This window comes from Thioclava sp. F36-7 (assembly GCF_002020075.1).
GTDB classification, from domain to species: Bacteria; Pseudomonadota; Alphaproteobacteria; order Rhodobacterales; family Rhodobacteraceae; genus Thioclava; species Thioclava sediminum.
Window position 1 is genome coordinate 98048 of record NZ_MPZR01000012.1, and the last position, 25493, is coordinate 123540.

The 25493-nt window shown below is 63.1% G+C and carries 27 protein-coding genes; 16 read left to right on the top strand and 11 right to left on the bottom strand.

Annotated features, from left to right (window positions below; translation table 11 throughout):
• The first annotated feature begins 17 nt into the window (after positions 1 to 17).
• The 12 genes from BMI89_RS18710 to BMI89_RS18765 all read left to right on the top strand — a co-directional run bounded on the left by BMI89_RS18710 (position 18) and on the right by BMI89_RS18765 (position 11921).
• Positions 18 to 854, top strand: coding sequence for a CbbQ/NirQ/NorQ/GpvN family protein (locus BMI89_RS18710; protein ID WP_078550355.1), 837 nt, complete (start codon positions 18 to 20; stop codon positions 852 to 854).
• A 12-nt stretch (positions 855 to 866) separates the two neighbouring features.
• Complete coding sequence (locus tag BMI89_RS18715) at positions 867 to 3194, top strand: VWA domain-containing protein (protein ID WP_078572338.1); 2328 nt, start codon at positions 867 to 869, stop codon at positions 3192 to 3194.
• A gap of 15 nt (positions 3195 to 3209) precedes the next feature.
• Positions 3210 to 3911: a ribulose-phosphate 3-epimerase gene (gene rpe, locus BMI89_RS18720; RefSeq protein ID WP_078550350.1), complete on the top strand. Its 702-nt coding sequence runs from the start codon at positions 3210 to 3212 to the stop codon at positions 3909 to 3911.
• Positions 3912 to 4023: 112 nt separating this feature from the next.
• A complete protein-coding gene (locus BMI89_RS18725; protein ID WP_078572339.1) occupies positions 4024 to 4932 on the top strand; it encodes an MBL fold metallo-hydrolase in 909 nt (302 codons plus the stop codon).
• An 83-nt stretch (positions 4933 to 5015) separates the two neighbouring features.
• Positions 5016 to 5891, top strand: coding sequence for an MBL fold metallo-hydrolase (locus BMI89_RS18730; protein WP_078572364.1), 876 nt, complete (start codon positions 5016 to 5018; stop codon positions 5889 to 5891).
• Positions 5892 to 5899: 8 nt separating this feature from the next.
• On the top strand, positions 5900 to 6454 hold the full coding sequence (locus BMI89_RS18735; protein WP_078572340.1) for a thioredoxin family protein: 555 nt from the start codon (positions 5900 to 5902) through the stop codon (positions 6452 to 6454).
• A complete protein-coding gene (locus BMI89_RS18740) occupies positions 6451 to 7113 on the top strand; it encodes a phosphoglycolate phosphatase (protein WP_078572341.1) in 663 nt (220 codons plus the stop codon). Before BMI89_RS18735 ends, BMI89_RS18740 begins: the two co-directional genes overlap by 4 nt.
• Complete coding sequence (locus tag BMI89_RS18745) at positions 7107 to 7808, top strand: HAD family hydrolase (protein WP_078572342.1); 702 nt, start codon at positions 7107 to 7109, stop codon at positions 7806 to 7808. Before BMI89_RS18740 ends, BMI89_RS18745 begins: the two co-directional genes overlap by 7 nt.
• 48 nt (positions 7809 to 7856) lie before the next feature.
• The gene (locus tag BMI89_RS18750; RefSeq protein WP_168176841.1) at positions 7857 to 8720 is read left to right on the top strand and encodes an MBL fold metallo-hydrolase; all 864 of its coding nucleotides are present in this window, start codon (positions 7857 to 7859) and stop codon (positions 8718 to 8720) included.
• Positions 8721 to 8787: 67 nt separating this feature from the next.
• Positions 8788 to 9228, top strand: a complete 441-nt coding sequence (locus BMI89_RS18755; RefSeq protein ID WP_168176838.1) for a TIGR01244 family sulfur transferase — start codon at positions 8788 to 8790, stop codon at positions 9226 to 9228.
• A gap of 24 nt (positions 9229 to 9252) precedes the next feature.
• On the top strand, positions 9253 to 11004 hold the full coding sequence (sulP, locus tag BMI89_RS18760) for a sulfate permease (protein ID WP_078572345.1): 1752 nt from the start codon (positions 9253 to 9255) through the stop codon (positions 11002 to 11004).
• Positions 11005 to 11153: 149 nt separating this feature from the next.
• Positions 11154 to 11921 (top strand): LuxR family transcriptional regulator, encoded by a 768-nt coding sequence (locus BMI89_RS18765; protein ID WP_078572346.1) that lies wholly within the window; start codon positions 11154 to 11156, stop codon positions 11919 to 11921.
• A gap of 85 nt (positions 11922 to 12006) precedes the next feature.
• On the opposite strand, the gene tsf is transcribed toward BMI89_RS18765, so the two are convergent.
• The 11 genes from tsf to BMI89_RS18810 form a co-directional block, all read right to left on the bottom strand.
• Complete coding sequence (gene tsf / locus BMI89_RS18770; protein WP_078520695.1) at positions 12007 to 12888, bottom strand: translation elongation factor Ts; 882 nt, start codon at positions 12886 to 12888, stop codon at positions 12007 to 12009.
• A 73-nt stretch (positions 12889 to 12961) separates the two neighbouring features.
• Positions 12962 to 13729, bottom strand: coding sequence for a 30S ribosomal protein S2 (gene rpsB / locus BMI89_RS18775; protein WP_078572347.1), 768 nt, complete (start codon positions 13727 to 13729; stop codon positions 12962 to 12964).
• A 337-nt stretch (positions 13730 to 14066) separates the two neighbouring features.
• A complete protein-coding gene (gene hflX / locus BMI89_RS18780; protein ID WP_078572348.1) occupies positions 14067 to 15353 on the bottom strand; it encodes a GTPase HflX in 1287 nt (428 codons plus the stop codon).
• 33 nt (positions 15354 to 15386) lie between these two features.
• A complete protein-coding gene (gene hfq, locus BMI89_RS18785; protein WP_078521029.1) occupies positions 15387 to 15620 on the bottom strand; it encodes an RNA chaperone Hfq in 234 nt (77 codons plus the stop codon).
• Between the two features lie 149 nt (positions 15621 to 15769).
• On the bottom strand, positions 15770 to 17293 hold the full coding sequence (locus tag BMI89_RS18790; protein WP_078550328.1) for a potassium transporter TrkG: 1524 nt from the start codon (positions 17291 to 17293) through the stop codon (positions 15770 to 15772).
• Positions 17294 to 17305: 12 nt separating this feature from the next.
• A complete protein-coding gene (gene trkA / locus BMI89_RS18795; RefSeq protein WP_078520699.1) occupies positions 17306 to 18682 on the bottom strand; it encodes a Trk system potassium transporter TrkA in 1377 nt (458 codons plus the stop codon).
• A 56-nt stretch (positions 18683 to 18738) separates the two neighbouring features.
• The gene (locus BMI89_RS18800) at positions 18739 to 20490 is read right to left on the bottom strand and encodes a recombinase family protein (RefSeq protein WP_078572349.1); all 1752 of its coding nucleotides are present in this window, start codon (positions 20488 to 20490) and stop codon (positions 18739 to 18741) included.
• On the bottom strand, positions 20487 to 20657 hold the full coding sequence (locus BMI89_RS20950) for a hypothetical protein (protein ID WP_168176839.1): 171 nt from the start codon (positions 20655 to 20657) through the stop codon (positions 20487 to 20489). Before BMI89_RS20950 ends, BMI89_RS18800 begins: the two co-directional genes overlap by 4 nt.
• Positions 20658 to 20881: 224 nt before the next feature.
• A complete protein-coding gene (locus tag BMI89_RS21240; protein ID WP_274840669.1) occupies positions 20882 to 21010 on the bottom strand; it encodes a hypothetical protein in 129 nt (42 codons plus the stop codon).
• Positions 21011 to 21291: 281 nt separating this feature from the next.
• On the bottom strand, positions 21292 to 22659 hold the full coding sequence (locus BMI89_RS18805) for an ATP-binding protein (protein ID WP_078572350.1): 1368 nt from the start codon (positions 22657 to 22659) through the stop codon (positions 21292 to 21294).
• Positions 22656 to 23315, bottom strand: coding sequence for a response regulator transcription factor (locus BMI89_RS18810; RefSeq protein WP_078572351.1), 660 nt, complete (start codon positions 23313 to 23315; stop codon positions 22656 to 22658). Before BMI89_RS18810 ends, BMI89_RS18805 begins: the two co-directional genes overlap by 4 nt.
• 145 nt (positions 23316 to 23460) lie before the next feature.
• Between BMI89_RS18810 and BMI89_RS18815 the strand changes: the two genes are divergently transcribed.
• The 4 genes from BMI89_RS18815 to BMI89_RS18830 all read left to right on the top strand — a co-directional run bounded on the left by BMI89_RS18815 (position 23461) and on the right by BMI89_RS18830 (position 25482).
• On the top strand, positions 23461 to 23742 hold the full coding sequence (locus BMI89_RS18815) for a PepSY domain-containing protein (protein ID WP_078572352.1): 282 nt from the start codon (positions 23461 to 23463) through the stop codon (positions 23740 to 23742).
• Complete coding sequence (locus tag BMI89_RS18820) at positions 23735 to 24403, top strand: cytochrome b/b6 domain-containing protein (protein WP_078572353.1); 669 nt, start codon at positions 23735 to 23737, stop codon at positions 24401 to 24403. Before BMI89_RS18815 ends, BMI89_RS18820 begins: the two co-directional genes overlap by 8 nt.
• A gap of 171 nt (positions 24404 to 24574) precedes the next feature.
• Positions 24575 to 24973, top strand: a complete 399-nt coding sequence (locus tag BMI89_RS20955) for a hypothetical protein (protein WP_078572354.1) — start codon at positions 24575 to 24577, stop codon at positions 24971 to 24973.
• 38 nt (positions 24974 to 25011) lie between these two features.
• Complete coding sequence (locus BMI89_RS18830) at positions 25012 to 25482, top strand: DUF2271 domain-containing protein (protein ID WP_078572355.1); 471 nt, start codon at positions 25012 to 25014, stop codon at positions 25480 to 25482.
• Positions 25483 to 25493: the final 11 nt, after the last annotated feature.

Consider the following 25493-nt stretch of genomic DNA (forward strand, 5'->3'; position numbering starts at 1 on the left):
GCGACGGAGAGCCACCCATGAGCGATATCGACCCAGACCAGTTCCGCGTGAAGACCGAGCCCTATTACCGGCCCGTCGGCAACGAGATCGAGCAATATGCCGCCGCCTATGACGTGCGCATGCCGGTGATGCTCAAGGGCCCCACGGGCTGCGGCAAGTCGCGTTTCGTCGAATATATGGCGTGGAAATTGCAGCGCCCGCTGATCACCGTGGCCTGTAACGAGGACATGACCGCGTCCGACCTGATCGGGCGGTTCCTGTTGGATATCAACGGCACGAAATGGCAGGACGGCCCGCTGACCGTCGCCGCGCGGATCGGCGCAATCTGTTATCTCGACGAGGTCGTGGAGGCCCGTCAGGACACCACCGTCGTGATCCACCCGCTGACCGACCACCGCCGCCAGCTCCCACTGGAGAAGAAGGGCGAACTGGTCGACGCGCATCCCGATTTTCAGGTCGTGATCTCGTACAACCCCGGCTACCAGTCGATGATGAAGGACCTCAAGCAATCGACCAAGCAGCGCTTCGGCGCGATGAGTTTCGACTACCCGCAGGCCGCGACCGAGGCCGAGATTGTCAGCCACGAGGCCGGGATCGACCTGAAGACTGCCGAACGGCTCGTGCAGGTGGCCGAACGCTCGCGCAACCTCAAGGGCCACGGGCTCGATGAGGGCATGTCGACGCGCCTTCTGGTCTATGCGGGCCAGTTGATCTCGCAGGACATTCCCGCGCCCGCCGCCTGCCAGATGGCGCTGGTGGAGCCGCTGACCGATGACGCGGATATGCGCGACACGTTGCAGGCGGCCGTCCAGACCTTCTTCCCAGAGATCACCGACAGTTCGAAGGTGGCCTAAGGAGCGCGTCCGATGAAGGTCGATCTCGACGATTACGCCGCCGATCTGATCAAATCCGCGCCGGAGCTGGAGGAGACCCTCGACGGGCTCTTCCACGAGGCGGCGCGGATGATGTCGCCCGCCGGGCTGAAGGATTACATGGACGGCGCGAAGGCGATGACCTCGCTCGGCAAGGGTCCGCGCCTGCTGATCTCCTATCTCGACGAGATGCCACAGGTCGCCAAGGAATGCGGCGAGGACGTGATCCGCGATGTCGTGGGCGCGGTGCTGAAGCTGGCCTCGATGGTCTCGGGCGAGATTTTGGTGTTGATGCTCGACACGCTGCCCGGCGCCGCCAACCGCTTCGGCGACCCGGAACTGCTGCGCGGCTATCTCGCGCTGCTGCATCGTCTGGCGGCCCGCGCGCCGCGGGGCCTGCGCCCGATGTTCGGCGTGCTCGAAGAACTGCTGAGCAAACTCACCCTCTCGGGCCTGCGCCGTTGGGTAGATTTCGGTGCCGAGGCCTATCGCCGCGACCTGCCGAAACAGGCGGATTATTTCGGGCTCGTCTCGGAAGACAGCCGCGCGGTCCTGAAACAGGAACGCCGCGGCACGCTCTTCATCGACAGCCAGCGTCGGCTGAACTTCTACCTCCGCGCCTTCTGGGCCCGCGATTTCTTCCTGCGCCCCTCTGCCGCAGACTTCGAGGGCTTCCGCCCCTTCATCGAGGACGGCGCGCTGCATCTGCCCGATGCGGTGGACGGGATCAACGGCGCCTCCGGCCTCGATCTCTACCGCGCGATGTGCGCCCATATGGCGGCCCATATCGTCTATTCCGATCACGGGCTGGGACAGGAAGCGCTCAACCCCGCGCAGATTTTCCTGATCGGCATGATCGAGGATGCCCGGGTCGAATATTGCGCGACGCAGGCCTTTCCCGGACTGCGCGCGATGTTCGACCGGCTGATGCCGGACACGCCGCAAGGGCAGTACGAACACGAAACGATGTATCTGCTGGAAAAAGTGGCCCGCGCGCTCAACACGCCCGGCACCCGCACCGGCGATCTGGAGATCGACAATCTCGTCGAGACCTTCCACGGCGAGATCGCTGGCAATGCGCGCGAGACGATGTTCTCCTGGTCGCTCGGCGTCGAGCTTTACAACCTGCTCGCGCAACGCCGCGCGGTGCCGTCCCTTCGCATTCTCGAATCTCTGAAAATTCTGTATCGCGACGACAATCGCTTCATCTGGTCGCTCTCGGATTACGACTGGTCGAACCAGAACGCCTACCAGCCCGCGCAGGGTCAGGTGCGCAAACGCGTGGGCCTGATGGAATTCGTCAACGAGGTCGATGTCGAGACCGCAGGCGACGATGCGCAGGAGGTCTGGGTCCTGTCGTCAGAGCTGTTCCCCTACGAGGATGAGGGCGTCAGCTATAACGAGATGGAGGGCAAGGCCCCGATCTCCGACCCGTTTCACTACGGCGAGTGGGATTACAAGGTGCAGCTGATGCGCCCGTCGTGGTCGACCGTCTATGAACACCGGCCGCCAATGGGCGACCCGGACGAGATCGACACGATCCTGACCGCCCATCGCGGCATCCGGCATCGCATCAAGCAGATCGTCGACCGGCTGCGCCCGCAGGGCATCTCGCGCCAGCGGCGGCTGGAGGATGGCGACGAGCTGGACATCAACGCCGCCGTCGATGCGATGGTGATGCAGCGGATCGGCATGCAGCCCGACATGCGGATCACCATGCGCAACGTCATCAACCGGCGCGATCTGGCGGTTTGCATCCTGCTCGACCTGTCGGAAAGCACGAACGAGACCGTGCGCGGCTCGGACAAGACCGTGCTGGAGTTGACGCGCGAGGCCTCGGCACTCGTGGCCTCGGCGATCGAAGGGATCGGCGATCCGTTCGCGATCCACGGCTTTTCCTCGGACGGTCGCCACGACGTGCAATATCAGCGCTTCAAGGATTTCGAGCAGAAGCTCGATTCCGAGGTCAAAGGCCGCCTTGCGGGCATGAAAGGCGGACTCTCGACCCGGATGGGCGCTGCGATGCGCCATGCCGCCCATCACCTGAGTCTGCGTCCGGAGGCGCATAAGCTCCTGCTTATCGTTACCGATGGCGAACCCGCCGATATCGACGAGCGCGACCCGCAATATCTGCGCATGGATGCCAAGAAGGCGGTTGCGGAACTCCAGCAGATCGGCATTAACAGCTATTGTCTGACGCTGGACCCCGAGGCCGACGCCTATGTGTCGCGCATCTTCGGGGCCAACAACTTCACCGTGATCGATCAGGTCGAGCGCCTGCCCGAGAAACTGCCGACCCTGTTCGCGCAACTGACGAAATGATCCCCGGAGGACCCTATGAGCTTTGACCGTTCCATCAAGATCGCGCCGTCGATCCTGTCGGCCGATTTCGCCAATTTCGGCGCCGAGATCCGCGCCATCGAAGATCAGGGGGCCGATTGGGTCCATGTCGACGTGATGGACGGGCATTTCGTGCCGAACCTCACCTTCGGCCCGCCCGCCGTGAAAGCGTTCCGCCCGCATGTGAAGACCTTCATGGACGTCCACCTGATGATCGCGCCGGTCGACCCTTACATCGAGGCCTATGCCGAAGCGGGCGCCGATATGATCGTCGCGCATTGGGAGGCCGGTCCGCACCCGCATCGCACGCTGCAGGCGATCAAGGCGCAGGGCGTGAAATGCGGCATCTCGCTGAACCCCGGCACGCCTGCCAACGTGATCTCGGAACTGCTCGACCTCGTCGATATGGTTCTCGTGATGAGCGTGAACCCCGGCTTTGGTGGTCAGAAATTCATCCCGGGTAGCGTCAACAAGGTTCGCCAAGTGCGCGAAATGATTGGCGATCGCGAGATTCACATTCAGGTGGATGGCGGGGTCGATCCGACCACGGTCGGCCCGCTGGTCGAGGCCGGTGCGGATTGCTTCGTGGCGGGCTCGGCCGTCTTCAAGGGCGGTTCGGTCGACAAACCCGAAGTCTATGGTGCGAATATGCGCGCGATCCGCGAAGCGGCTCAGGGCGCACTCAAAGCGGCGCAATGACGGCCGGATCGGCGCAGGGCGGCGCGGTCGCAAAACCGTGATCTGACCGCTTGCCCTGCCGCCGCCTCTCGTTCATATTCGTGGAATTGAATACCAGTAAGGGAGGACTGGCATGACTTTCACGCGACGCACCATTCTGCGCGGAGGGCTGGCGATGGGCGCCATGACCGCCCTTCCCCGGTTCAGCTTCGCCGCCCAGACCCTTGAAATGGGGTCGGCGCGGCTCGACACGCTGTCCGATGGCAATCTCGTCCTGCCGCTCAGCTTCGTGAGCGACAACCCCGACGCCAAGCCGATCCTTGAGAAATACGGCATCACCGGTGACTCGGTCGAGCCGCCCTGCAACGTCACGCTCTATCGCGACGGGACCAACACGGTGCTGTTCGACGTGGGCTCGGGCAATGATTTCATGCCCTCGGCCGGCAAGCTGATGGAAGCGATGGATGCGCTCGAAGTCGCGCCCGATGACGTGACCCATGTCGTCTTCACCCATGGCCACCCGGATCACCTCTGGGGTGTGCTCGACGATTTCGACGAGCCGTTCTTCGCCAACGCCCAGCACATGATGGGCAAGGACGAGTTCGAATATTGGCTGAATCCCGAGACGCTCGACACGATCGACGATGGCCGCAAGACCTTCGCGGCCGGCGCGCTGCGCCGCCTCGAAATCCTTGAAGATCAGATCGACACTTTCGGCGATGGCGAGGAAATCCTGCCCGGCATCATGGCGCAGATGACCCCCGGCCATACGCCCGGTCACATGTCCTTCCACGTCAAGAACGGCAACACGCAGGCCTTCATCATCGGCGATGCGATCGTGAACCACTACCTCGCCTTCGCGGCGCCGGGCATGGAGGCGGGCTCGGATCAGAACCCGGAGCTGGGCGCAAAGACGCGCGTGGCGCTGCTGGACCAACTTGCGACCGACAACCTGCCGATCATCGGCTATCACCTGCCCGAAGGCGGTCTGGGCCGAGTCGAGCGCGATGGCGACGCCTATCGTTACGTCGCGGAGGTCTGAGCGTGAAAAAATTCTTCCTGACCAGCGCCTTGGCGGCACTTTTTCATGTGAGCCCCGCGCTCGCCTCGGAGGACGTGCCGGACATGTATCCCGGCTCGGTTCTCTATTCGAAACCTTATGAGGTGATCCCCGGCGTCTGGACCTCGATCGGCGCGACCGCACCGCCGACCTATGAGAATTCGGGCCACAACAACAACCTCAGCTTCATCGTCACCGGCGATGGCGTGGTCGTTGTGAATTCCGGCGCGTCCTATCAGCTCGCCCGCGCACTGCATGACGAGATCAAGGCGGTGACCGATCAGCCGGTGAAGCTGGTGATCAACGAGAACGGTCAGGGCCATGCGATGCTCGGCAATAATTACTGGATCGAAAAGGGCGTGCCCGTGCTCGCCCATGTCGATGCGGCGGCCGAGTTCGAGCATGACGCAGGCGGCGCCTTCGAGGCGCTGAAGAGCTACGGCAAGGAGACCGCTGAGGGCACCGATCCGAAGCTGCCCACCGAGACTTTCGAGGACAAACGCGTCATCGAGATGGGCGACATGACCATCGAAGTGATGCATCTCGGTCCCGCGCACAGCCCTGGCGATACGCAGGTCTGGCTGCCCGAACAGAAGTTCATGATCGCGGGCGACATCGCTTTCTCCGAACGGATGCCGCCGATCTTCTCGGGCACCTGCACGAGCTGCTGGATCGAGACCTTCGAGACCAAATTCGCGCCGCTGGAGCCTGCCTTCATCATCCCCGGTCACGGCCATCCGACCAATCTCGACAAGGTCATGCGTGGCACGACCGGCTACCTGAAATATCTGCGCGGCAAGATCGGTGAGCATATCGACAATGGTGGCGATCTGACCGAGGCCTACTACGTGGATCAGAGCCCCTACAAAAACCTCGACACGTTCGAGGAACTGGCGACGAAGAACGCGGGCGTCGTCTACGAAGAAATGGAATTCGAATAGGAGGTCTCATGGCCGTCACACCCCCCGTCTGCGATTTCGGCTGGAAGGCTCCGGGCTTCGCCCTGCCCGGCACCGATGGCAAGCAATACAGCTTCGATGACATCCGTGGCCCCAAGGGCACGCTCGTGATGTTCATCTGCAACCATTGCCCCTATGTCCAGTCGATCCTCGACCGCATCCTGCGCGATGCAGCCGAGTTGCAGAAGGCGGGGATCGGGGTCGTGGCGATCTCGGCCAACGATGTCGACGACTACCCCGAGGACAGCTTCGAGAACATGGCCAAACTGGCCGAGGAGAAGGGCTTCCCCTTCCCCTATCTCTATGACGAAAGCCAGGCGGTCGCGAAGGCCTACGGTGCCGCCTGCACCCCCGATTTCTTCGGCTTCAACGCCGAGGACGAACTGCAATATCGCGGGCGTCTCGATGCCTCGACCAAGCAGGCCGCTTCGGCAGATGCCAAGCGCGAGCTGTACGAGGGCATGATGATGGTCGTGGAAACCGGCGAAGGCCCGCGCGACCAGATCCCGTCGATGGGCTGCTCGATCAAGTGGAAAGCCGCATGAGCGACGCCCCTTCCGTCATCTTCGATCTCGACGGGACGCTGATCGATTCCGTGCCCGCGATCCACGCAGTCTCGAATGCCGTGCTGACCGAGATGGGCTTCGAGCCGCTCTCGCTGCCAATGATCCGCAGCTTCGTCGGCAAGGGCGTGCCCAACCTCGTGCGCCAACTCCTCATCACCTCGGGCGAAGACCCGGACGGGCCGCTTTTCGCCCGGGTGGAGCACGCCCTGATCGCGCGCTACGAGACAGATGTGGAGGGCAACGTGCCCTATCCGAACGTAATCGCCGCGCTCGATACGCTCAAGGAGATGGGCTGCCGGATGGCCGTTTGCACCAACAAGCCCTTCGCACCCGCCGAGGCCGCTTTGCACCATGTCGGCCTCTGGGAGTATTTCGAGCTGACTCTGGGCGGGGATTCCATGCCCACCCGCAAGCCCGAGCCGCAGATGCTGCACCATTGCCATCAGGCACTCGGCGGCGGCGCGATGATCTATGTCGGCGATAGCGAGGTCGATGCGGAAACAGCCGTTAACGCGCAGGCCCCCTTCGCCATCTATTCCGAGGGCTATCGCAAGACGCCGCTGACCGAAGTGCCCCATGACGTGGCCTTCTCGGACTGGGCGATGCTGCCCGGTCTGGTGGAGGGCTGGAAATGGTGAGCGCGCTGATCTTCGACGTCGACGGCACGCTGGCCGAGACCGAAGAAGCGCATCGCCGCGCCTTCAACGAGACTTTCGCGGCGCGCGGCGTCGACTGGAACTGGTCGCAGGAGACCTATCGCGAACTGCTGAAGACCACCGGCGGCAAGGAGCGCATGGCGCGCCACCGCGAGGTCATGGGTTTCGGCCCCTCTGACGACGAAATCGCCGATCTGCACAAGATCAAGACCCGGCGTTATGTCGAGATCATCACCGACGGCGAGGTGCCGCTGCGCCCCGGCGTGGCCCGGCTGATCGCCAATGCGCGCGACGCGGGATTGAAGCTTGCCATCGCCACGACCACGAACCGGCCCAATGTCGATGCGCTGATCCGCGCGACGCTGGGCGCCGATCCCGATCACCTGTTCGACGCGATCGCAGCCGGAGACGAGGTGGAGACCAAGAAGCCCGCGCCCGACGTGTTCGAGCTGGCGCTGAACCGGTTGCATCTGTCGCCCGAGGCCTGCATCGCTTTTGAGGATAGCGAAATGGGTCTACAATCGGCGCAAGGGGCTGGGCTGCGCGTGCTGATAACCCCTTCGGCCTATACCGACGGGGGCGATTTTTCGACCGCGGAGTGGGTTCTTCCCGACCTCTCGCATCGCTTACCGCCCGAGATCACGGAAGGGCTGGGACAGAGTGCCGCAATTTCATAAGATTATCCCCGGCACTATCTGCTGGGCAGGTTAACGGAGGCCGCCATGATCAAACCTGACGTCAAAGCGTTTTTCGACACCGCGACTTTCACCGTCTCTTACGTGGTGAAAGATCCGGGCAGCAAATCCTGCGCCGTCGTCGATAGCGTGCTCGATTTCGACTATTCCTCGGGTCGCACGGATACCAAATCCGCCGACGAGGTCATCGCCTATGTGCAGGAAAACGGTCTTGAGGTGGAATGGATCCTCGAGAGCCACGTCCATGCCGACCACCTCTCCGCCGCGCCCTATATCCAGGAGCGCGTCGGCGGCAAGATCGGTATCGGCGACCGCATTCAGGTCGTGCAGGACACGTTCGGCAAGATCTTCAACGAGGGCACCGAATTCCAGCGCGACGGCTCGCAGTTCGACAAGCTCTTCAAGGAAGGCGACACGTTCACCGTGGGCGCACTTGAAGGCAAGGTCCTGCACACGCCGGGCCACACGCCCGCTTGCCTCACCTACGTGATCGGCGATGCGGCCTTCGTGGGCGATACGCTCTTCATGCCCGATTTCGGCACCGCGCGCTGCGACTTCCCCGGGGGGTCGGCAGAAACGCTCTATTCCTCGATCCAGAAGATCCTCACGCTACCCGACGAAACCCGCATCTTCGTGGGCCATGACTACAAAGCGCCGGGCCGCGACGAATACGCGTGGGAAACCAACGTCGCCGAGGAAAAGGCCCGCAACATCCATATCGGCGGCGGCAAGTCCGAGGCCGAGTTCGTCAAGATGCGGACCGAGCGCGACGCGACGCTCGCGATGCCGAAGCTGATCATCCCCTCGCTGCAGGTGAACATGCGCGCGGGCCAGATGCCGCCCGCCGATGACGAGGGCAAGACCTATCTCAAGGTTCCGGTGAACGGCCTCTGAGACCATAAGCGAGCGGGCGGGCATGACCCGCCCGTCTACATCTAAAGGCAGGATAACAGGACAGATTATGGAACTGCGCAGACTTACCGACGAGTTTTCCGTCGCCCCGCAGATCGAACCCGAGGACGTGCCGAAGCTCGCCGAAATGGGCTTTCGCACGCTGATTATCAATCGCCCCGACGAAGAGATCGAGGACGCGGATCAGCGCTCGGACGCAATCGCGGCGCTGTGCCAGTCGCATGGCCTCACCCCCTATTACCTTCCCTATTATCCCGGCGAACTGAGTCTGGAACTGGTCGACGATTTCGCAACGATCATGGATGCCGCGGAAAAGCCCGCCTTGGGCTATTGCCGCTCGGGCACCCGCTCGTCGCATCTGTGGGGGGTCAGCCAAGCGGGCGAGATGGAAATCGACAAGATCGTCGCCACGGCGGCCGAAGCGGGCTATGACCATTCCTCGCTGGTGCCGGTGATGCAGTATTACGCCAGCCGCCGCGATCAGGCCTGATCCGCGCCTAATCCGAAGACCGAGATGCTCAAACGCTACCTGCCGATCCTCAGCTGGGGGCGCGACTACGATCGCCCGACCTTCGAGGCCGACCTGATCGCGGCTGTGATTGTGACGATCATGCTGATCCCGCAATCGCTGGCCTATTCGCTGCTGGCTGGCATGCCACCGGAATACGGGCTTTACGCCTCGGTGCTGCCACTGCTGATCTACGCGGTCTTCGGTACCTCGCGGCCTCTGGCCGTGGGACCGGTCGCTGTGATCTCGTTGATGACGGCGGCCGCCGTGGGCAAGGTTGCGGCACAGGGCACGCCTGAATATATCGCAGCCGCCGTGGCGCTGGCCTTCCTGTCGGGCGTGATGCTCGTGATCATGGGCTTTCTGCGGATGGGCTTCATCACGGCCTTCCTCAGCCACCCGGTTCTGTCGGGCTTCACCTCCGCCGTCGGCATCCTGATCGCCGCCGGTCAGATGAAGCATTTCTTCGGCATTCAAGGCGAGAGCGGCGGCATCTTCGACATTCTCGGCGGGCTCTGGGCGCATCTCGGTCAGACCAATGGCTACACGGTCGTCATCTCGATCCTGTCGCTGGTCTTTCTGTTCTGGGCGCGGCGTGGGTTGAAACCGCGCCTGCTGAAGGCGGGGCTGTCCGAGCGGCTCGCGGCGATCCTGACCCGCGCGGCCCCCGTCTATGCCGTGGCCGCGACCATCCTGATCACCTGGCTCTTCGGGCTGGAAGGACGCGGCGTCCGCGTGGTGGGCACCGTGCCGCTGGGTTTCCCGACGCCGAGCCTTCCCCCCGCCGATCTCGCGCTCTGGAAGGAACTCTTCGTCCCCGCGCTGCTGATCGCGATCATCGGCTATGTCGAGACGATCTCCGTCGCCCAGACACTGGCCGCAAAGAAGCGTCAGCGCATCGACCCCGATCAGGAATTCATCGCATTGGGCGGCGCCTCCATCGGCTCCGCGATCTCGGGGTCCTTCCCGATCACGGGCGGGTTTGCACGTTCTGTCGTTAGTTTCGAGGCCGGCGCCACAACGCCCGCCGCTGGGGCATTCACCGCGATCGGCGTGGCGCTCGCGACCTTCACCCTGACCCCTGCCCTCTATTACCTGCCGCAAGCGACGCTCGCGGCGACGATCTTCGTCTCGGTGCTGACGCTGGTCGATACCAAAGCGCTCAAGCGCACCTTCAAATATGCGCCCCGCGAAGGTGTCGGCATGGCGCTGACCGTGCTGGTCACGCTGATCTGGGGCGTCGAGGACGGCATCGCCTTCGGCGTCATCCTCTCGATCGCGCTGCGGCTTTGGGCCAGTTCGCGCCCGCATGTGGCAGAGCTCGGCCAGGTTCCCGGCACCGAGCATTTCCGCAATGTCCAACGCCACCGCGTCAGCTGCGCGCCGGGCATCCTCAGCCTGCGCATTGACGAGAGCCTCTGGTTCCCGAATGCCCGCTTCGTCGAGGAGATGATCTACGACCGGATCGCCAGCGACGAGTCGATCAAGCATGTCGTGCTGAACTGCCCCGCGATCAACCATATCGACATGTCCGCGCTCGAGGCGCTGGAAGAGGTGAACGACCAGCTCAACGATGCGGGCGTGCGGCTGCACCTGTCCGAAGTGAAGGGCCCGGTGATGGACCGGCTCACGCGCTCGGACCTGATCACGCATCTGACCGGGCAGATCTACCTCACCCATTACGACGCGCTCGCGACCCTTGCCCCCGAGACCACCCAAGGTTGCGCGCACGAGAGCCGCATCGAGACCCATCGCTAAAGCGTTTCACCACCTAGATCGGCGCCCATGCGGGTTGCCATAACGCCCAGAAAATAGGACATTCGGATATATCTTCCGGAGCGGAGAATTCGCGCGCTGGAATAGTAGTAACGAGCTACGCGACCTACCTAATTGTGAGGTGAAACGCGATGTTATCCTTTTGCGAGGCAGTCTTACGCGCGAAATCGGTGCAGGAGATCTGGTCACGTCACTGCCAAGAAATGGAACGCTACGGGTTCCATCGTTTGATCTATGGCTTCACAAGTTTCCGAAAGGGCAACAATTTCGGCCACGAAGACGATTTGTTGATCCTATCGAACCACCCGAAGGAATATCTCGATATTTTTGTCGGGGAGGGAAAATACCGCAACGCCCCGATGGTTCAGTGGGCGGCGCAGAACGACGGACCCTGCTCGTGGCGCGTGGTGGCAGACCGTGCGATGCGGGGCGAGCTCACTCCGGGCGAAATCGAAGTCATCGAAATCAACCACCGCTTCGGAATCCGTACGGGCTACTCGATCGGCTTTTCCGATCCGCTCTCCTACGCGCGCGGCGCGATCGGCCTCGTCGGTCGACCGGGGTTAAGCCAGGACGAGATCGACCGTATCTGGCGCGAGAACGAGCGCGAATTGATGGCGATGAACAGCCTCGTGCATCTGCGCATCTCCACCATGCCCTATTCCACGGGCCGCCGCCCGCTGACGGATCGGCAACGTGAAGTGCTCGAATGGGTGGCCGAGGGCAAGACGACCGCCGATATCGCGATCATCATGGGGCTGACGCCGTCAACGGTGGAAAAGCATCTGCGGCTGGCGCGCGAAGCGCTCGATGTCGACACCACCGCGCAGGCGGTGATGAAAGCCTCGGTGCAAAAGCAGATCTTCCTCAACGCCTCGCATGCGGCGGCAGCGCGTTAAGTTCGTCGCGTAACGCCCTGCTATAAAACAAAAAACGCCGCCCAGATCAGGGCGGCGTTTCTAATTTCAAAGAAGAGGCGCGGGCTTAGTTGCCAGCTGCGGTCTTCGCCACTTCGGCAGCGAAATCTTCTTCTTTTTTCTCGATGCCTTCACCGACTTCCATCCGGACGAAGCCGGTGATTTCGACGCCAGCTTCTTTCGCAGCCTGACCGACGGTGAGGTCGGGGTTGACGACGAATTGCTGGTTCAGCAGCGTGACTTCCGCGGTGAATTTCTTCATGCGGCCTTCGATCATCTTCTCGATCACCTGCTCGGGCTTGCCCGATTCACGTGCGATGTCGATCTGAACCTGCTTTTCCTTCTCGAGGACCGCGGGGTCGAGATCGGCTTCGGACAGCGCGGCCGGGTTGGTCGCGGCGATATGCATCGCGATCTGCTTGCCGATGCCGTTGTCGGCGCCGTTCAGCGCGACGAGCACACCGATCTTGCCCATACCGTCGGCAGCAGCGTTGTGCACGTAATGCACCAGCGTGTCGCCTTCGAGGATGTGCATGCGGCGCAGGTTCATGTTCTCGCCGATACGCGCGATGGCGTCGGTGATCACGTCTTCGACCTTCTTGCCGTTGAGATGGGCGGCCTTGACGACTTCGACATCTTCACCGGTTTCCAGCGCGACTTCCGCGATGTCGGAGACGAGCTTCTGGAAATCGGCGTTCTTCGCAACGAAGTCGGTTTCCGAGTTCATCTCGATCGCGACGCCCTTGCCGTTGTTCACGGCGACAGCTACGAGACCTTCAGCCGCGACGCGGCCGGATTTCTTCGCGGCTTTCGCGAGGCCCTTGGTGCGCAGCCAGTCAACGGCGGCGTCCATGTCGCCATCGGTCTCGGTCAGCGCTTTTTTCGCGTCCATCATGCCTGCGCCGGTAGCTTCGCGCAGTTCCTTCACCTGAGCGGCGGTAATCGCCATGGTCGGATCTCCTTCAAGAACTCTGCGAGGGCGGGATACCCCGCCCTCATGTCATCTGGGTGACGGTCGTGGCTTACTGAGCCTCAGCTTCGGTCAGCGCCTCTTCGACCGGGGTCTCGGTCAGGGCACCGACGTCCACGCCTGCTGCGCCCATCTGGGCCGACATGCCGTCGAGAGCCGCGCGCGAAGCGAGGTCGCAATAGAGCGCGATGGCACGGGCCGCGTCATCGTTGCCCGGGATCACGTAATCCACGCCGTTCGGCGGGCAGTTGGTGTCGACCACGGCCACGACCGGGATGCCGAGCTTCTTGGCTTCCGCGATGGCGAGGTCTTCCTTGTTCACGTCGATCACGAACAGCAGGTCCGGCAGACCGCCCATTTCGCGGATCCCGCCGAGCGACGCCTGCAGCTTGGCCTGGTCACGCTCCATGCCGAGACGCTCTTTCTTGGTCAGGCCTTCAGCGCCTTCCGCGAGCTTCTCGTCGATCTCGTTGAGACGCTTGATCGACTGGGAGACGGTCTTCCAGTTGGTCAGCGTACCGCCGAGCCAGCGGTGGTTCATGTAATACTGTGCGCATTTCTCAGCGGCTTCAGCGATCGGGCGAGCTGCCTGACGCTTGGTGCCGACGAAGAGAACGCGGCCGTTTTTCGCAACGGTGTCGCGGATGACCTGCAGAGCCTGGTCGAGCATCGGAACGGTCTGGGTCAGATCGACGATGTGGATGCCGTTACGCTCGCCATAGATGTACTGACCCATACGGGGGTTCCAACGCTGCGTCTGGTGGCCAAAGTGAACGCCAGCTTCCAAGAGCTGACGCAGGGAGAATTCAGGAAGCGCCATGTCCAATTCCTTTTCCGGTTTGCGCCTGAGCGGAGGGTCTCAGGGCAGATGCCCCAACCGGTGGACCTTTGAGGATGTCTCCCCCATCGGCCCGCCTCCGCCTGTGAAGTGCGCGCGATATAGACCCATCGCGCGGGCTTGGCAACCCCTACCGGTCACGGGCGTCCCCGGGAAAACCAAGGCGCGCGCGCCCGCTTCGGCTTGGTGAAAATATCTCGGGGTGAGGCGGGTTCAGCGGCCTTCCTATGGAAGGACGCCCGCCGAACGCCCGAAGCGTAAGCGGAGGGCCGGCGAAGTCAGCGAAGAGGGGCAGCGCCCCTGCCCCGGTCGACCCAGCCTACAGCGCCCGGAACCGGTTGCGCTGGCTGCCGGTCCATTCGACCTCGAAGGTCCAGCCCTCTTCGGTCTGGGTCTCGCCGCGGATCACGTTCTGCTCGTGCAGCCAGGCGCGCTTGCGCCCATCCGCAAAGCGGAGCGTGATTTCCTCGTGGTAGCGTTCTTCGGAGAGCTTCTCGTCGATCGCCGTCAGAAGGGCGTCGAGCCCGTCCCCGGTCAGCGCAGAGATCGCCTGCAGATCGGGCTCGCGGGCTTCCTGCACCGTCAGCGCGCGGCGCTGATCGGGCGGGACGGCGTCCATCTTGTTCCAGACCTCGATCAGCGGCACTTCCTTGGCGACGCCCAGCTTGGCAAGAATGTCGTTCACATCCTCCGCCTGTTCCTCGGTCTCGGGATGCGAGATGTCACGCACATGCAAGATCAGATCGGCTTCGAGCACCTCTTCCAGCGTCGCGCGGAAAGCCGCGACAAGTTGGGTCGGCAGGTCCGAGATGAACCCCACCGTGTCCGACAGGATCACCTTGCGCCCGGTCGGCAGTTCCAGCCCGCGCATCGTCGGGTCGAGCGTGGCGAACAGCATATCCTTCGCCAGCACTTCCGCCCCGGTCACGCGGTTGAACAGCGTGGATTTCCCGGCATTGGTGTAGCCCACAAGCGCCACGATCGGGAACGGCACCTTGCGGCGCGCGGCGCGGTGCAGCTCGCGGGTCTTCACGACCTTCGCAAGCTGGCGGCGCAGGCGCACGATCTGCTCGTCGATGGCACGGCGGTCGGCCTCGATCTGGGTCTCGCCGGGGCCGCCGACGAAGCCGAGCCCGCCGCGCTGACGCTCAAGGTGGGTCCAGGCGCGCACCAACCGCGTGCGCTGATAGCTGAGCGCGGCCAGCTCCACCTGCAACACACCTTCCCGGGTGCGCGCACGGTCGGCGAAGATCTCGAGGATCAGCCCTGTCCGGTCGAGGAGCTTCACCCCCCATTCCTTCTCGAGATTGCGCTGCTGCACGGGCGTCACCGGCCCGTCGATGAAGACGAGGTCAATCTCGTTCGCTTCCAGCCGCGCCTTGATCTCGGCGAGCTTGCCCTGGCCGAACAGCTTGCCCGGCTCGGGCTTGCGCAGCTTCACGATCTCCTCGCCGATGACCTGCAGATGCGGCAGGGCGGCAGCGAGCGAGACCGCTTCGGCCAGCGCGAATTGGGGCAAGTGGCGTTGGCCCTCTCGCGACGGAATGTCGGGATGGATCACGTAGGCCCGCGTGTCGGGCGTCTCGGTAGAGGTCGTTTCGCTCAAGATATGTATCGCTAAAGCCGCGTGCCGCGACGCTTAGTCGTCGCCTTCGTAAAGCGAAATAGGCTGTCCCGGCATGATCGTCGAGATCGCATGCTTGTAGACAAGCTGAGATTGCCCATCGCGGCGCAGAAGCACGCAGAAATTGTCAAACCAGGTGATGACACCTTGCAGCTTCACCCCGTTGATCAGGAATATCGTGACCGGAACCTTCGTTTTGCGAACGTGATTGAGGAATGCGTCCTGCAGGTTCTGTCTATCGCCAGCCATATTGTTCTTGCCCTTGTTCGTGTCTCGCGTCCGGGTGTCTGCGTCAAAGACACCCATTTGATTCAAGTATGCAGTGCAGAGCGGGAGATTCCAGCCCAAAAAACAGTTTGTTAGGCCCTGAGCCAGAATTTGCGTATCAAATCCGGGATTCAGGAGCGCCAGAACTCGGGGTTGAAGAGCGCGATGATGGCCAGCGTCTCGAGCCGCCCAAGCACCATGGCGAAGGCGAATATGGCCTTGATGGGCTCGCTCAGATGGGCCCAGCTCAGCGGCACATCCGCCGCAATCCCCGCCAGCGGACCGGTATTCGACAGCGCCGCGATCGTCAGAATCGTCGCCGGTTCGAAAGACAGGCCGAACAGCGAGACTGCCATCATCACCCCGCCGATCGAGATCGCGAACAACATGAACACGATCCAGCTGATATAGGCGCCCTCCCGGCGCAATCTGCGTGCCATCATGCCGCCGCCCGCGATGGAGTTCGGGTAGATCAGCTTGTCGAGTTCACGCTCGCCGTGGCGCAGCAGTGCATAGACCCGCAGCAGTCGCACGCCGCCCGCCGTCGTCGCGACCCCGCCGCCGATGATCGCAAGCCCCGCGAGGATCAGGCCCGGCGTGCCCAGGCCCGACCAGTCGCGCGCGTCATGCCACGCCGACGATTCGAAGCCGGTCGTGGTCAGGAAGGACAGCGAGGTGAACAGCGAGCCCCAGATCGATTTGAAGATCGCGCCGAAATCGCCCGGCGTGCGCACTTCCAGCGCCGCGATCCAGTGGCGGATGAAGAGAAACAGCGGCACGAGGATGACCAACGCCGCGGCCAGACGCAGCTCGGGATCGTCGATCAGCTTCGGCGAGGCGCGTAGCTCGCCCCCGCCCGGCCAGAGCCTGCGCGACAGCGCGGGCAGGAAGAACACGAAGATCACCATCTCGCCCGCCATGCCGGAGCGCGCATTGGCCATCCCGCCCACCGGCGAGATCCCCGAGGTCGATAGCGTCGACATCGCATGGATCAGCGCCGTCAGCGACCGATCCCCCGCCATCAGCAGGCAGACCCACAAGAGCACCGTCAGCCCGGTATAGATCGGCGCGAGCGACACCGCGTAATGGGCAATGCGCTCGGACATCTCCGCCCCGCCATCGGCCGCCGGGGCCGCGGCGGCCGGCGCGCCCGAGGGACCGCCCGAGAAGAACACCTCGAACCCGCCCAGCCGCATCGGCGCCAGCACCGCAATCGCCATCACGAGGATGAAGAAACCACCCATCCACGCGACCAGCCCGCGCCACAGGTGCACCGACCCGACCAGCCGGGTGGGCTCGTAGAGCGTGCCGCCCGTGGTCGTGAAGGCCGAAACCATCTCCCACCAGCTGTTGAAGAATGAGGTGTCGCGCACCGCGACATAGAAGGGCACCGCCAGCATCAGCGGCAGCACGGTGAAGGCGGCGAGCATGATCAAAAGGCTCGCCCGCCCCGCGCGCGCAGGCCGCGGGTTCGACCCGTTGGCCAGACCGATCAGGGCCGTCGCGAAGAGGAACAGCGTGGCGGAATAGAAAAACGCCCGCGCCGTGTGGTGATGGTGGGTCAAAAGCGCATGGATCGCGGGCACATACATCGCCAACGCCGAGACTCCCATCAGGAGGATCGGCAGCGGCAAGGCCTTAATCATGCGTTCCATGCGGAGCGGCCCTTAGAAGAAGTCGATGGAGACCTGCAACAGGCGCTCCACTTCGGGCACATCGGAGGTCAGCGCGAACAGGACCACGATATCGCCTTCTTCAATGCGGGTATTGCCGGTGGGTTTGACGATCTTGTCGCCCTTGCGGATCGCGCCGATCAGCACGCCTTCGGGGAAATCGACATCGCGCACCGCCTTGCCCGACATCGGCGACGTGCCCATCACCTGAGCCTCGATCGCCTCGCCCTCGGCATCCCCGATCGAGTAGATCGCGCGCACGCGGCCATGCCGGATATGGCGCAGGATCGACGAAACGGTCGTCGCGCGGGGGTTAATATAGGCGTCGATATCGAGCGCCGACAGCAGCGGCGCCAGCGTCGGGTCGTTGATCAGGCAGATCGCCATCCGGCAGCCCGCCTGCTTGGCGCGCACCGAGACGAGGATGTTGGTCTTGTCGTCATCGGTGATTGCCAGAACCGCATCGGCGGTGGCGATATTCGCCTCCTCCAGAAGTTCCGAGCTCATCCCGTCGCCATTGAGCACGATGGTCCGGTCCAGCGCATCGGCGGCCTTCTCGGCCTGCGCGCGCGAGCGTTCGATGATCTTGGCGCGCACCCGCTCGGTCCGCGCTTCGAGCGCCTTGGCCACGCTGAGACCCACATTCCCGCCGCCGATGATGACGATGCGTTCCTGCTTCTGGGTGGATTTGCCGAAGATATCGAGCGTCCGGTTCACGTCCTCGACATGGGCAAAGACATAGATCTGGTCGCCCGCGAACAGCTGATCGCCCGGCTCGGGCGCAAACAGCCGCCCCTCGCGGCGAATGCCGACCACGACCGCCCGCAGCGTCGAGAACAGATCGGTGAGCTGGCGCAGCGGCGTGTCGAGCACCGGACAATCGGCGTCCAGCTCGATCCCCAGCAGCTGCAACTGCTCGTCGAGGAAGCTTTCCGTGTCGAAGGTCGAGGGCGCCGCCAAGCGGCGCAGCGCGGCCTCGGCCACCTCGCGCTCAGGCGAGATGATCACGTCGATCGGCAGGTGATCGCGACGGTAAAGATCGGAATATTGCGGCTGCAGATAGCTTTGCGCCCGGATGCGCGCGATCTTGCGCGTGATCCCGAAGACCGACATCGCGACCTGACAGGTCACCATGTTGACCTCGTCGGAATGGGTCGCGGCGATCATCAGATCGCAGTCGCGCGCCCCGGCCTGCTCAAGAATATCGGGATGCGAGGCGAAGCCCACTACGCCCTGGACGTCGAGCGTGTCGGCCGCGCGCCGCACCAGTTCGGGATTGGAATCGACCACCGTGACGTCGTTGCGTTCGCCCGCCAGATGGCGCGCGATCTGCCAACCGACCTGACCCGCACCGCAGATGATGACCTTCATGGCAAATGCCTCCGCGCCTCACTTGGCCCCTATCTAGGCCGCGTTGCCGGGGGTGGTCAAATGGCAAACGTGCAAGGCGCACGTCGCGGCGAAAACCTAAGCCCCTTCCTCTTGGGTAAAATATCCCGGGGGGGCTCCCGCAGGGAGCGGGGGCAGCGCCCCCTCTTTGTTGATCGACTGTCGCCCCCCGGCAACGGGGGCAACGCCCCCTGCCTGACCGATAGTTGCCGCCTGGCACTGAAAATATCGACGACACTCGACGTAACGCCCCCTGCGGAAAGCAAAGCGCCGAGATCAGTGGTGATCTCGGCGGCAAGCGCATTGGGCGCGTCTGGGTCAGGTCTCAACTCGACCCGCCTTATGATTGCTCGAAGATGCTCATTGGCCTGGTGAACAAGCTCGGGGTCGGCGAGTAGTGTCTCGAGTTCCTGCACGGCGCGCGCAAAGAGCGCGGCACTGTCGGTCGGAAGTTGCGGCAGGACCGCGCGGGTCTCATGATGCTGAGACAGCTCGGTTTCGAGATCGGCGATCTCGCGTTCAAGATCTTCCGCGCGCGCCTTGTAAGCGCTGTATGGCGCGCCCTGCTCGATCGCATCAAAGATCCGTTGGCGGCTCGTGCGCGCTTTCTTAAGACGACGCTCGAGCCGCGTTACGGTGTCTGTGCCCTGATCGTTCGCCAGCGCCTTGTACTCCGCCTTGAGCGCGGCATCGAAGCTCGCGGCCAGTTCCGGCGTCAGGAAGGTGCCCCGAAGCTTCGCGAAGATGCGGGCCTCGATGCGGTCTCGGTGGATGGTCGCCTTGTTGTTGCACGCCCCCTTGCGGGCTTCGCGGCAGCCGAAATGGGTTCGGCCGACTTTCACATAGGTCGCGCCGCAACAGCCGCAGACCAACAAACCGCTCAACAGGTGCTTACTGCGCCGGGCCCCGACGGGGTTACCCTTGCTTTTGGCTTTTACGGCTTGGGTCGCAAGCTGCGTTTCTACTCGCTTCCATAGATCTTGATCGATGATCCGGAGCGCCGGGACCTCGATCTCCGCGGCCGCGCTCGGGGTTTCGTAGACTTCTTTGCTGCCGGTTTCCGGATGGTAGCGACGTGAGGTTTTCGCGACGCTTGCAATGCCGATGTAGAGACGATTGCGCAGCATGCCTTCGAACCGCACGGGATTCCCTCGGAGCGTGCTGACATCCCAGGTGCCGCCGCGCGGAGCCGGTATGCCATCTCCGTTCAACCGCTTGACGATCGCCTGGGTCGAATGCCCGTCGGCGAACTCGCGAAAGATGCGGCGCACAACTTCGGCCTCCTCGGGATCGATCTCGCGATTGAGCCCTTCGTCACCGTCACGCTTGCGGTAGCCGTATGCGCTCGTGTGAAGCCGCTTCCGGGTGAGCCCCTGCACCATTCCGCGGCGCGTGTGTTCTCCGATCATTTGCGCGTAGAGCTGCGCGCCGAGCGCGTTGATCAGAACTTTGAAGAAGTCCTGCTGACCTTCAGCGACAGAGTAAAGCTCAGCTTGCTGAAACTGGAACAGCTCGTAATGATTGAGCGCGTCCGCGATCTTGCGGGTGAGGCGGTCTACAGCTTCAATGACGATCGCATCGACCTGCCGCGCGTTGACCGCAGCGCACAGCGCCTGGAGACCTTCGCGGCGCGTGTTGCGGCCCGATTTCTCGTAATCCGTGAAACGATGTGTCACCACCCAGCCGCGCTCGGCTGCGAAACGCTCCGCCATGGCGATCTGATCGTCGATCGACGTTTGTTTCTGGAGACCCGAGCTGTAGCGAGCATATATTGCGACACGTTTCGTCATTCTGCTTCTTCCTTTCGAGGCGCGGCGTGCCTGTTGGCGGGGATCGCATTCGCGAGATCCCGGACAACAGCACGCGCCAGGAGCCGCGCAATCGCGTTGCAGGCTGGCGGCACGATCGTCGCTTCATCGGGCGTATCGTTGGCGGCGGTAATGGGGGCAGATGGCATGGCAAGCTCCTTAGTAGCGTGGTCTTACTAAGGAAGCTGGGTTCATCGGTCAGAGCGCGGAAACGCGATCACGAAGAAAATGCAACTCGCGTTTCAAAGCGGTCGGCATGAAGGTCGAGTTCATTACGGACGAGCCGGCCCTCGTGTTCGTCTAAGGGGCGGCCTCACATTCTAAATGGGCGGATTCCGGAAGTTCGCTGCAACCGCGATGCGACGCGGCAGCTTCATTGAGAGCTGACATTCAGATTGCGTTGCACCGCGAATTTTTCTGCGCGGTCGCAAGGCTGACCGGAGCCTGGATTGACCAATGCGGCGATTTGAACCGACGTCTGAAAGCCGGTGGAAGCGGTCATGCGAAAACGATCTTTGCATCTAACTCGTGATGGATAGTGTCGATTTAAGCGAGTATTCAGTATTTCGACGGACGTCGAAGGGCAGTTTGTGTAGATGCTTCGATCGCGCAAATCGGCATTGTGTTGCGTGGGCGGCGGAAAGTCTTTTGATTAAGCGGTTCTGGGGCTTGGGTGGCCAAAGCACCGGCCTCGTTGCTGCATGGCTCGGCGATCGTACTGATGGTGAGCGATTATGCGGTAACATGCCAGCAAGCGCGAAGGTGCTGATGCTCCTCGAATTGTCACTCCCTTTGCATCATGCCTTGCGCGAGGTCTCCGGCGGGGGCTGCCGGTAGCTTGATGGAGGCCTCGAAACCGGAAGACCTGCCCGGACGCGGAGATGCCAAGCTGAGCGGACTACCGATCCGGTTCGCGATGGCGGCGACGATGGCGAGGCCCAGCCCACTGCCGTCGGTGCTTGCACTTGCACGCTCAAAACGGGCGGTGAGGCGGTCAAGGGTGTCACGGGAGAGAACAGGACCATCATTCGCGACGACAAGCCGCCCCTCCGCCGTCAGCGTCATGTCAACCGGAGCATTTTCCTCGCCATGGCGAAGGGCATTTTCCAGGAGATTCCGGCAGAGGATGGCGAAGGCGTCGGGGTCAATGTCCGACATGACGGCCGTTTCCGGCAGTGTCAGCACGATGCGGCCCGGCGTGCCCGCGCGTCCGATATCGTCCACCACAATCCGCACGACGGAGCGAAGATCCGCGCTTTGGTCCATCCGAAGGCGCCCGCCTTCGGCCCGCGCAAGTTGCATGAGCCGTTCGGAAAGCCGCGTCAGCCGCTTTAGGGACGCCTCGATATCGGCCGCCCGGGCGTCAATGGCCGGGTCGCGCGTCTCCGAGCGGAGCCGCTGCGCCTGCGCAATGGCACCCGCGAGCGGCGTTCGAAGCTCGTGCGCGGCATTCGCAGCAAAGCTGCGCTCGGCCTCGAACGCATCGCGCAACCTGCCCAGCAGGCTGTTCAGCGTGTCGGCCAGTGGCCCGATCTCCCTTGGCAGATCGTCAGCGGGAACCTCTGAAAGGTCGCGCGCGCCGCGCGACTCCAGCCGCACCCGGAACCGGCGCAACGGGTCGAGGCTGAAACGGACAGCAAGGATGATCGCAGTCAAGGCGACCGGCAGGACGATCAGCAGCGGCAGACTAAGGCCCATCTGGATTTCACGCGCGGTCGACGCACGATGTGCCAGCGGTTCGGCCACAGTGATGCGGATCGTCCCTTGAAGCGCTGCGTCACCGTAGAGGCGATGGGTGGCGGTCTGCCGAAACCCCGGCCCGTCATAGGGCGGAAACACAGCGGGGTCCGCCGCATGGGATTGCAGCAGGACGCGCCCTTCGGCATCGCGGACGAGATACGTAAAGAACTCGTCGTGTTCCCGGATCGGGGCGAGCCGTTGCGTTACCCCCTCATCTTCCCGTCCGACAATGTCGGTCACGGCCAGCGGCAGGATCCGCTCAGCGGTCTCGCGCAGGGCACTGTCGAAGACTTCGTCCATCTCGCCCCGGACAATCACGCCGGTGACGCTCGCAGCGAGCAGCCAAAGTACCGTCAGCACAAGGCCGACCGACAGGGCCAGCCGCGCCATGAGGCTCGCGGGCCACCTCATGGTTTGCCCAGGCGGTAGCCCATGCCGCGCTCGGTCTCAATGACCTCGCTCCCGAGCTTTTTGCGCAGGCGGCTGACATGGACCTCGATCGTGTTGCTCTCCACCTCGGCGTCAAAGGCGTAGAGCCTCTCCTCCAGTTGCGCCTTTGACAGCAGCTGACCGGGCCGGGCGAGGAAGGCGTCGAACAGCGCCCATTCGCGGGCCGTCAGCGCAACGGGCTTGCCGTCGCGGTGAACACTGCGTGCAGCAAGGTCGATGTCCAATGACCCATGGGTGAGGATGGGATTCGGGTTGCCGCTGTAACGCCGGGCGACAGAGCCGATCCGGGCAGACAGCTCGGCAAGGTCGAAGGGCTTCACGAGGTAATCGTCGGCGCCCACGTTCAGCCCTTCGATCCGATCCGAGACCTGGTCGAGCGCGGTCAGGATGATGACCGGGGTCACATCTCCCCGCGCGCGCAGGCCTTTGAGGAACCCGATGCCCCGGCCATCCGGAAGCATCAGATCCAGGAGCATCAGGTCATAGGACGTGACCCTCACCGCATCGCCGGCCGTATCGAGGCGCGTGACCCAGTCCACCGATTGGCCATCGGCGGCAATCTGGTCGCGCACTGCGGCTCCCAGAACCGTGTCGTCCTCGATCAGCAGGATGCGCATATTTGTTCTTTCCTTTTGTCCCTAACCTTCTTTTGGCGGCTACGGCTGACGCAAAGCTTACGCGCGCGGATGAACTTCTTCAGCCTGCTGTCAGCTTCGTGGCGCATACCTTGCAACGAGACGCGCCCCATGAGGAGTTTGGCCTATGAAGAAGACATTGACAATTCTCGGCTTTCTCGCGGTGTTCCCGGCCGGCTCCGCACTGGCGGACGATGATTGCTTTGTGCCGATGGCCGATTGGCAACCGCGCGATGCCGTCACTCGACTGGCCGAAGAGAACGGCTGGACCGTGCGGCGCATCAAGATCGACGACGGCTGCTATGAAATTGACGGCCGCGACGCCGAGGGCCGCCGGATCGAGGTGACGGTGCACCCGTCGAATCTGCAAATCATTGAATTCGAGTACGAGGATGACGACGATGACTGAAACCTATGCGACCGAAGGCGAGGCCGGAAGACATGATGCCGATGGTCCGGTCCGCGTCTGGGACCCGCTGGTGCGGATTTTCCACTGGGGGCTCGTGGTGGCCTTCGTGGTGGCATACCTGAGCGCCGAAGAGCTCTCGACGGTCCATGAGGTGGCGGGATACGTCGTTGCCGGGCTGGTGGCCTTCCGTCTGATCTGGGGATTTGTCGGAAGCCGCTATGCCCGCTTTTCCCAGTTTCTTAAAGGGCCGTCGGCGACAGTCCGGTATCTCAGCGACATGGTAGGTGGTCGTGAGCGCCGCTATCTGGGCCACAATCCCGCAGGTGCTGTGATGGTCGTAGCACTGCTGATCGCCCTGTCGGGAACCGCTTTCACGGGGTGGCTGATGGAGGATGAGACCCGCATGGCGATGCTGCCCGATGTTCCGCAGATCGTGGCGACAGCCTGGGCCGACGAGGATGGCGACGAACGCTCAGAATATGGTGAAGGCGGTGAAAGCGCAGTGGGGGAGGTGCACGAAACCCTTGCCAACCTGATGCTTCTGCTGATCGCGGTACATATAGGCGGCGTGGTTCTGACCTCGTTCCGGCATCGCGAAAACCTTGCGCGGTCCATGGTCACCGGTACCAAACGTGCGCCCGAGCCGGGCGACATCGCCTGACCGGAGGAGTCCCCCAAGGTCGATCGTCCCATCGGCCGAACCTGGCCCCGCCCTGATCGGCGGGGTCTTTTTCTTTCCTGACAGCAAGCTGAAGCGGAAACTGCCGCGCTGTCAGGAAACCCTCAGGTCGGCTCTCCAGATTGTCCTCAGCAGACGAAAGGAGACCCTGCCATGAAAAAGACCCTGACATTTCTCGCCGCCACAACCGCGTTGACGACAGCGATCGGCGTCCCTGCCTGGAGCGCGATGCAGGCGCCCGACGGCGGCCTTCGGCCGTTCACTGCGTTCTTCGAAGAGCGCGCGCAAGCGATGCCGCTCATTCTTGCAAGCGACGACGACGATGACGATGACCGCTACCGTAACGGCTCGCGGAGCCGCTATGGCGACGATGATGACGACGACTGCGACGACGATGACGACGATGACGATGACGATGATGACGATGACGATGACGATGACGATGATGACTGTCGCGGTGGCGCCCGCAATCCCGCGCCCGCGGGCACCGTCGCACCGCCGAAGAACGGCCTTTTCGGGAACGGTGCCCCGCCGCAGGTTCAGGTGAACTGAACCACTCCGCAGCCCCTCTCCGAATAAGGATACATCCGATGAAATCGCTTCTCGCAACGCTCGCTCTCACCACCGCGCTAACGCTCCCCAGCCTCGCCATGGCGCGGCCGGTGACACTGACCGCAACGCTCAATAATTACGGCGGCGACGGCGCCTATCTTGCGCTCTACGTCACAGATACCTCTGGAGCCTATGTCGGCAGTCTCTGGATGGCTGGCGGCAAGTCCAAATACTACGAGCATCTGACCGACTGGTACCGCGCCACGGGTGGCGACACCGCGCAAGTGAACGGCATCACCGGCGCCAGCATTGGCGCGGGCCGCACGCTGGAGATCACTCTCGACCTCGCCGATGCGCTGTTCGATGCGGGGTACACGCTTCACATCGACGCAGCCGTCGAGGATATGCGCGACAGTCCGAACGAGGTGGCGGTGCCACTCACGACCGACGGTGCGGGGACTTCTGTGCCCGGGCGCCGCTACGTCGCCAGCTTCGCCTACGACATGTGAGGAGTGAGGGC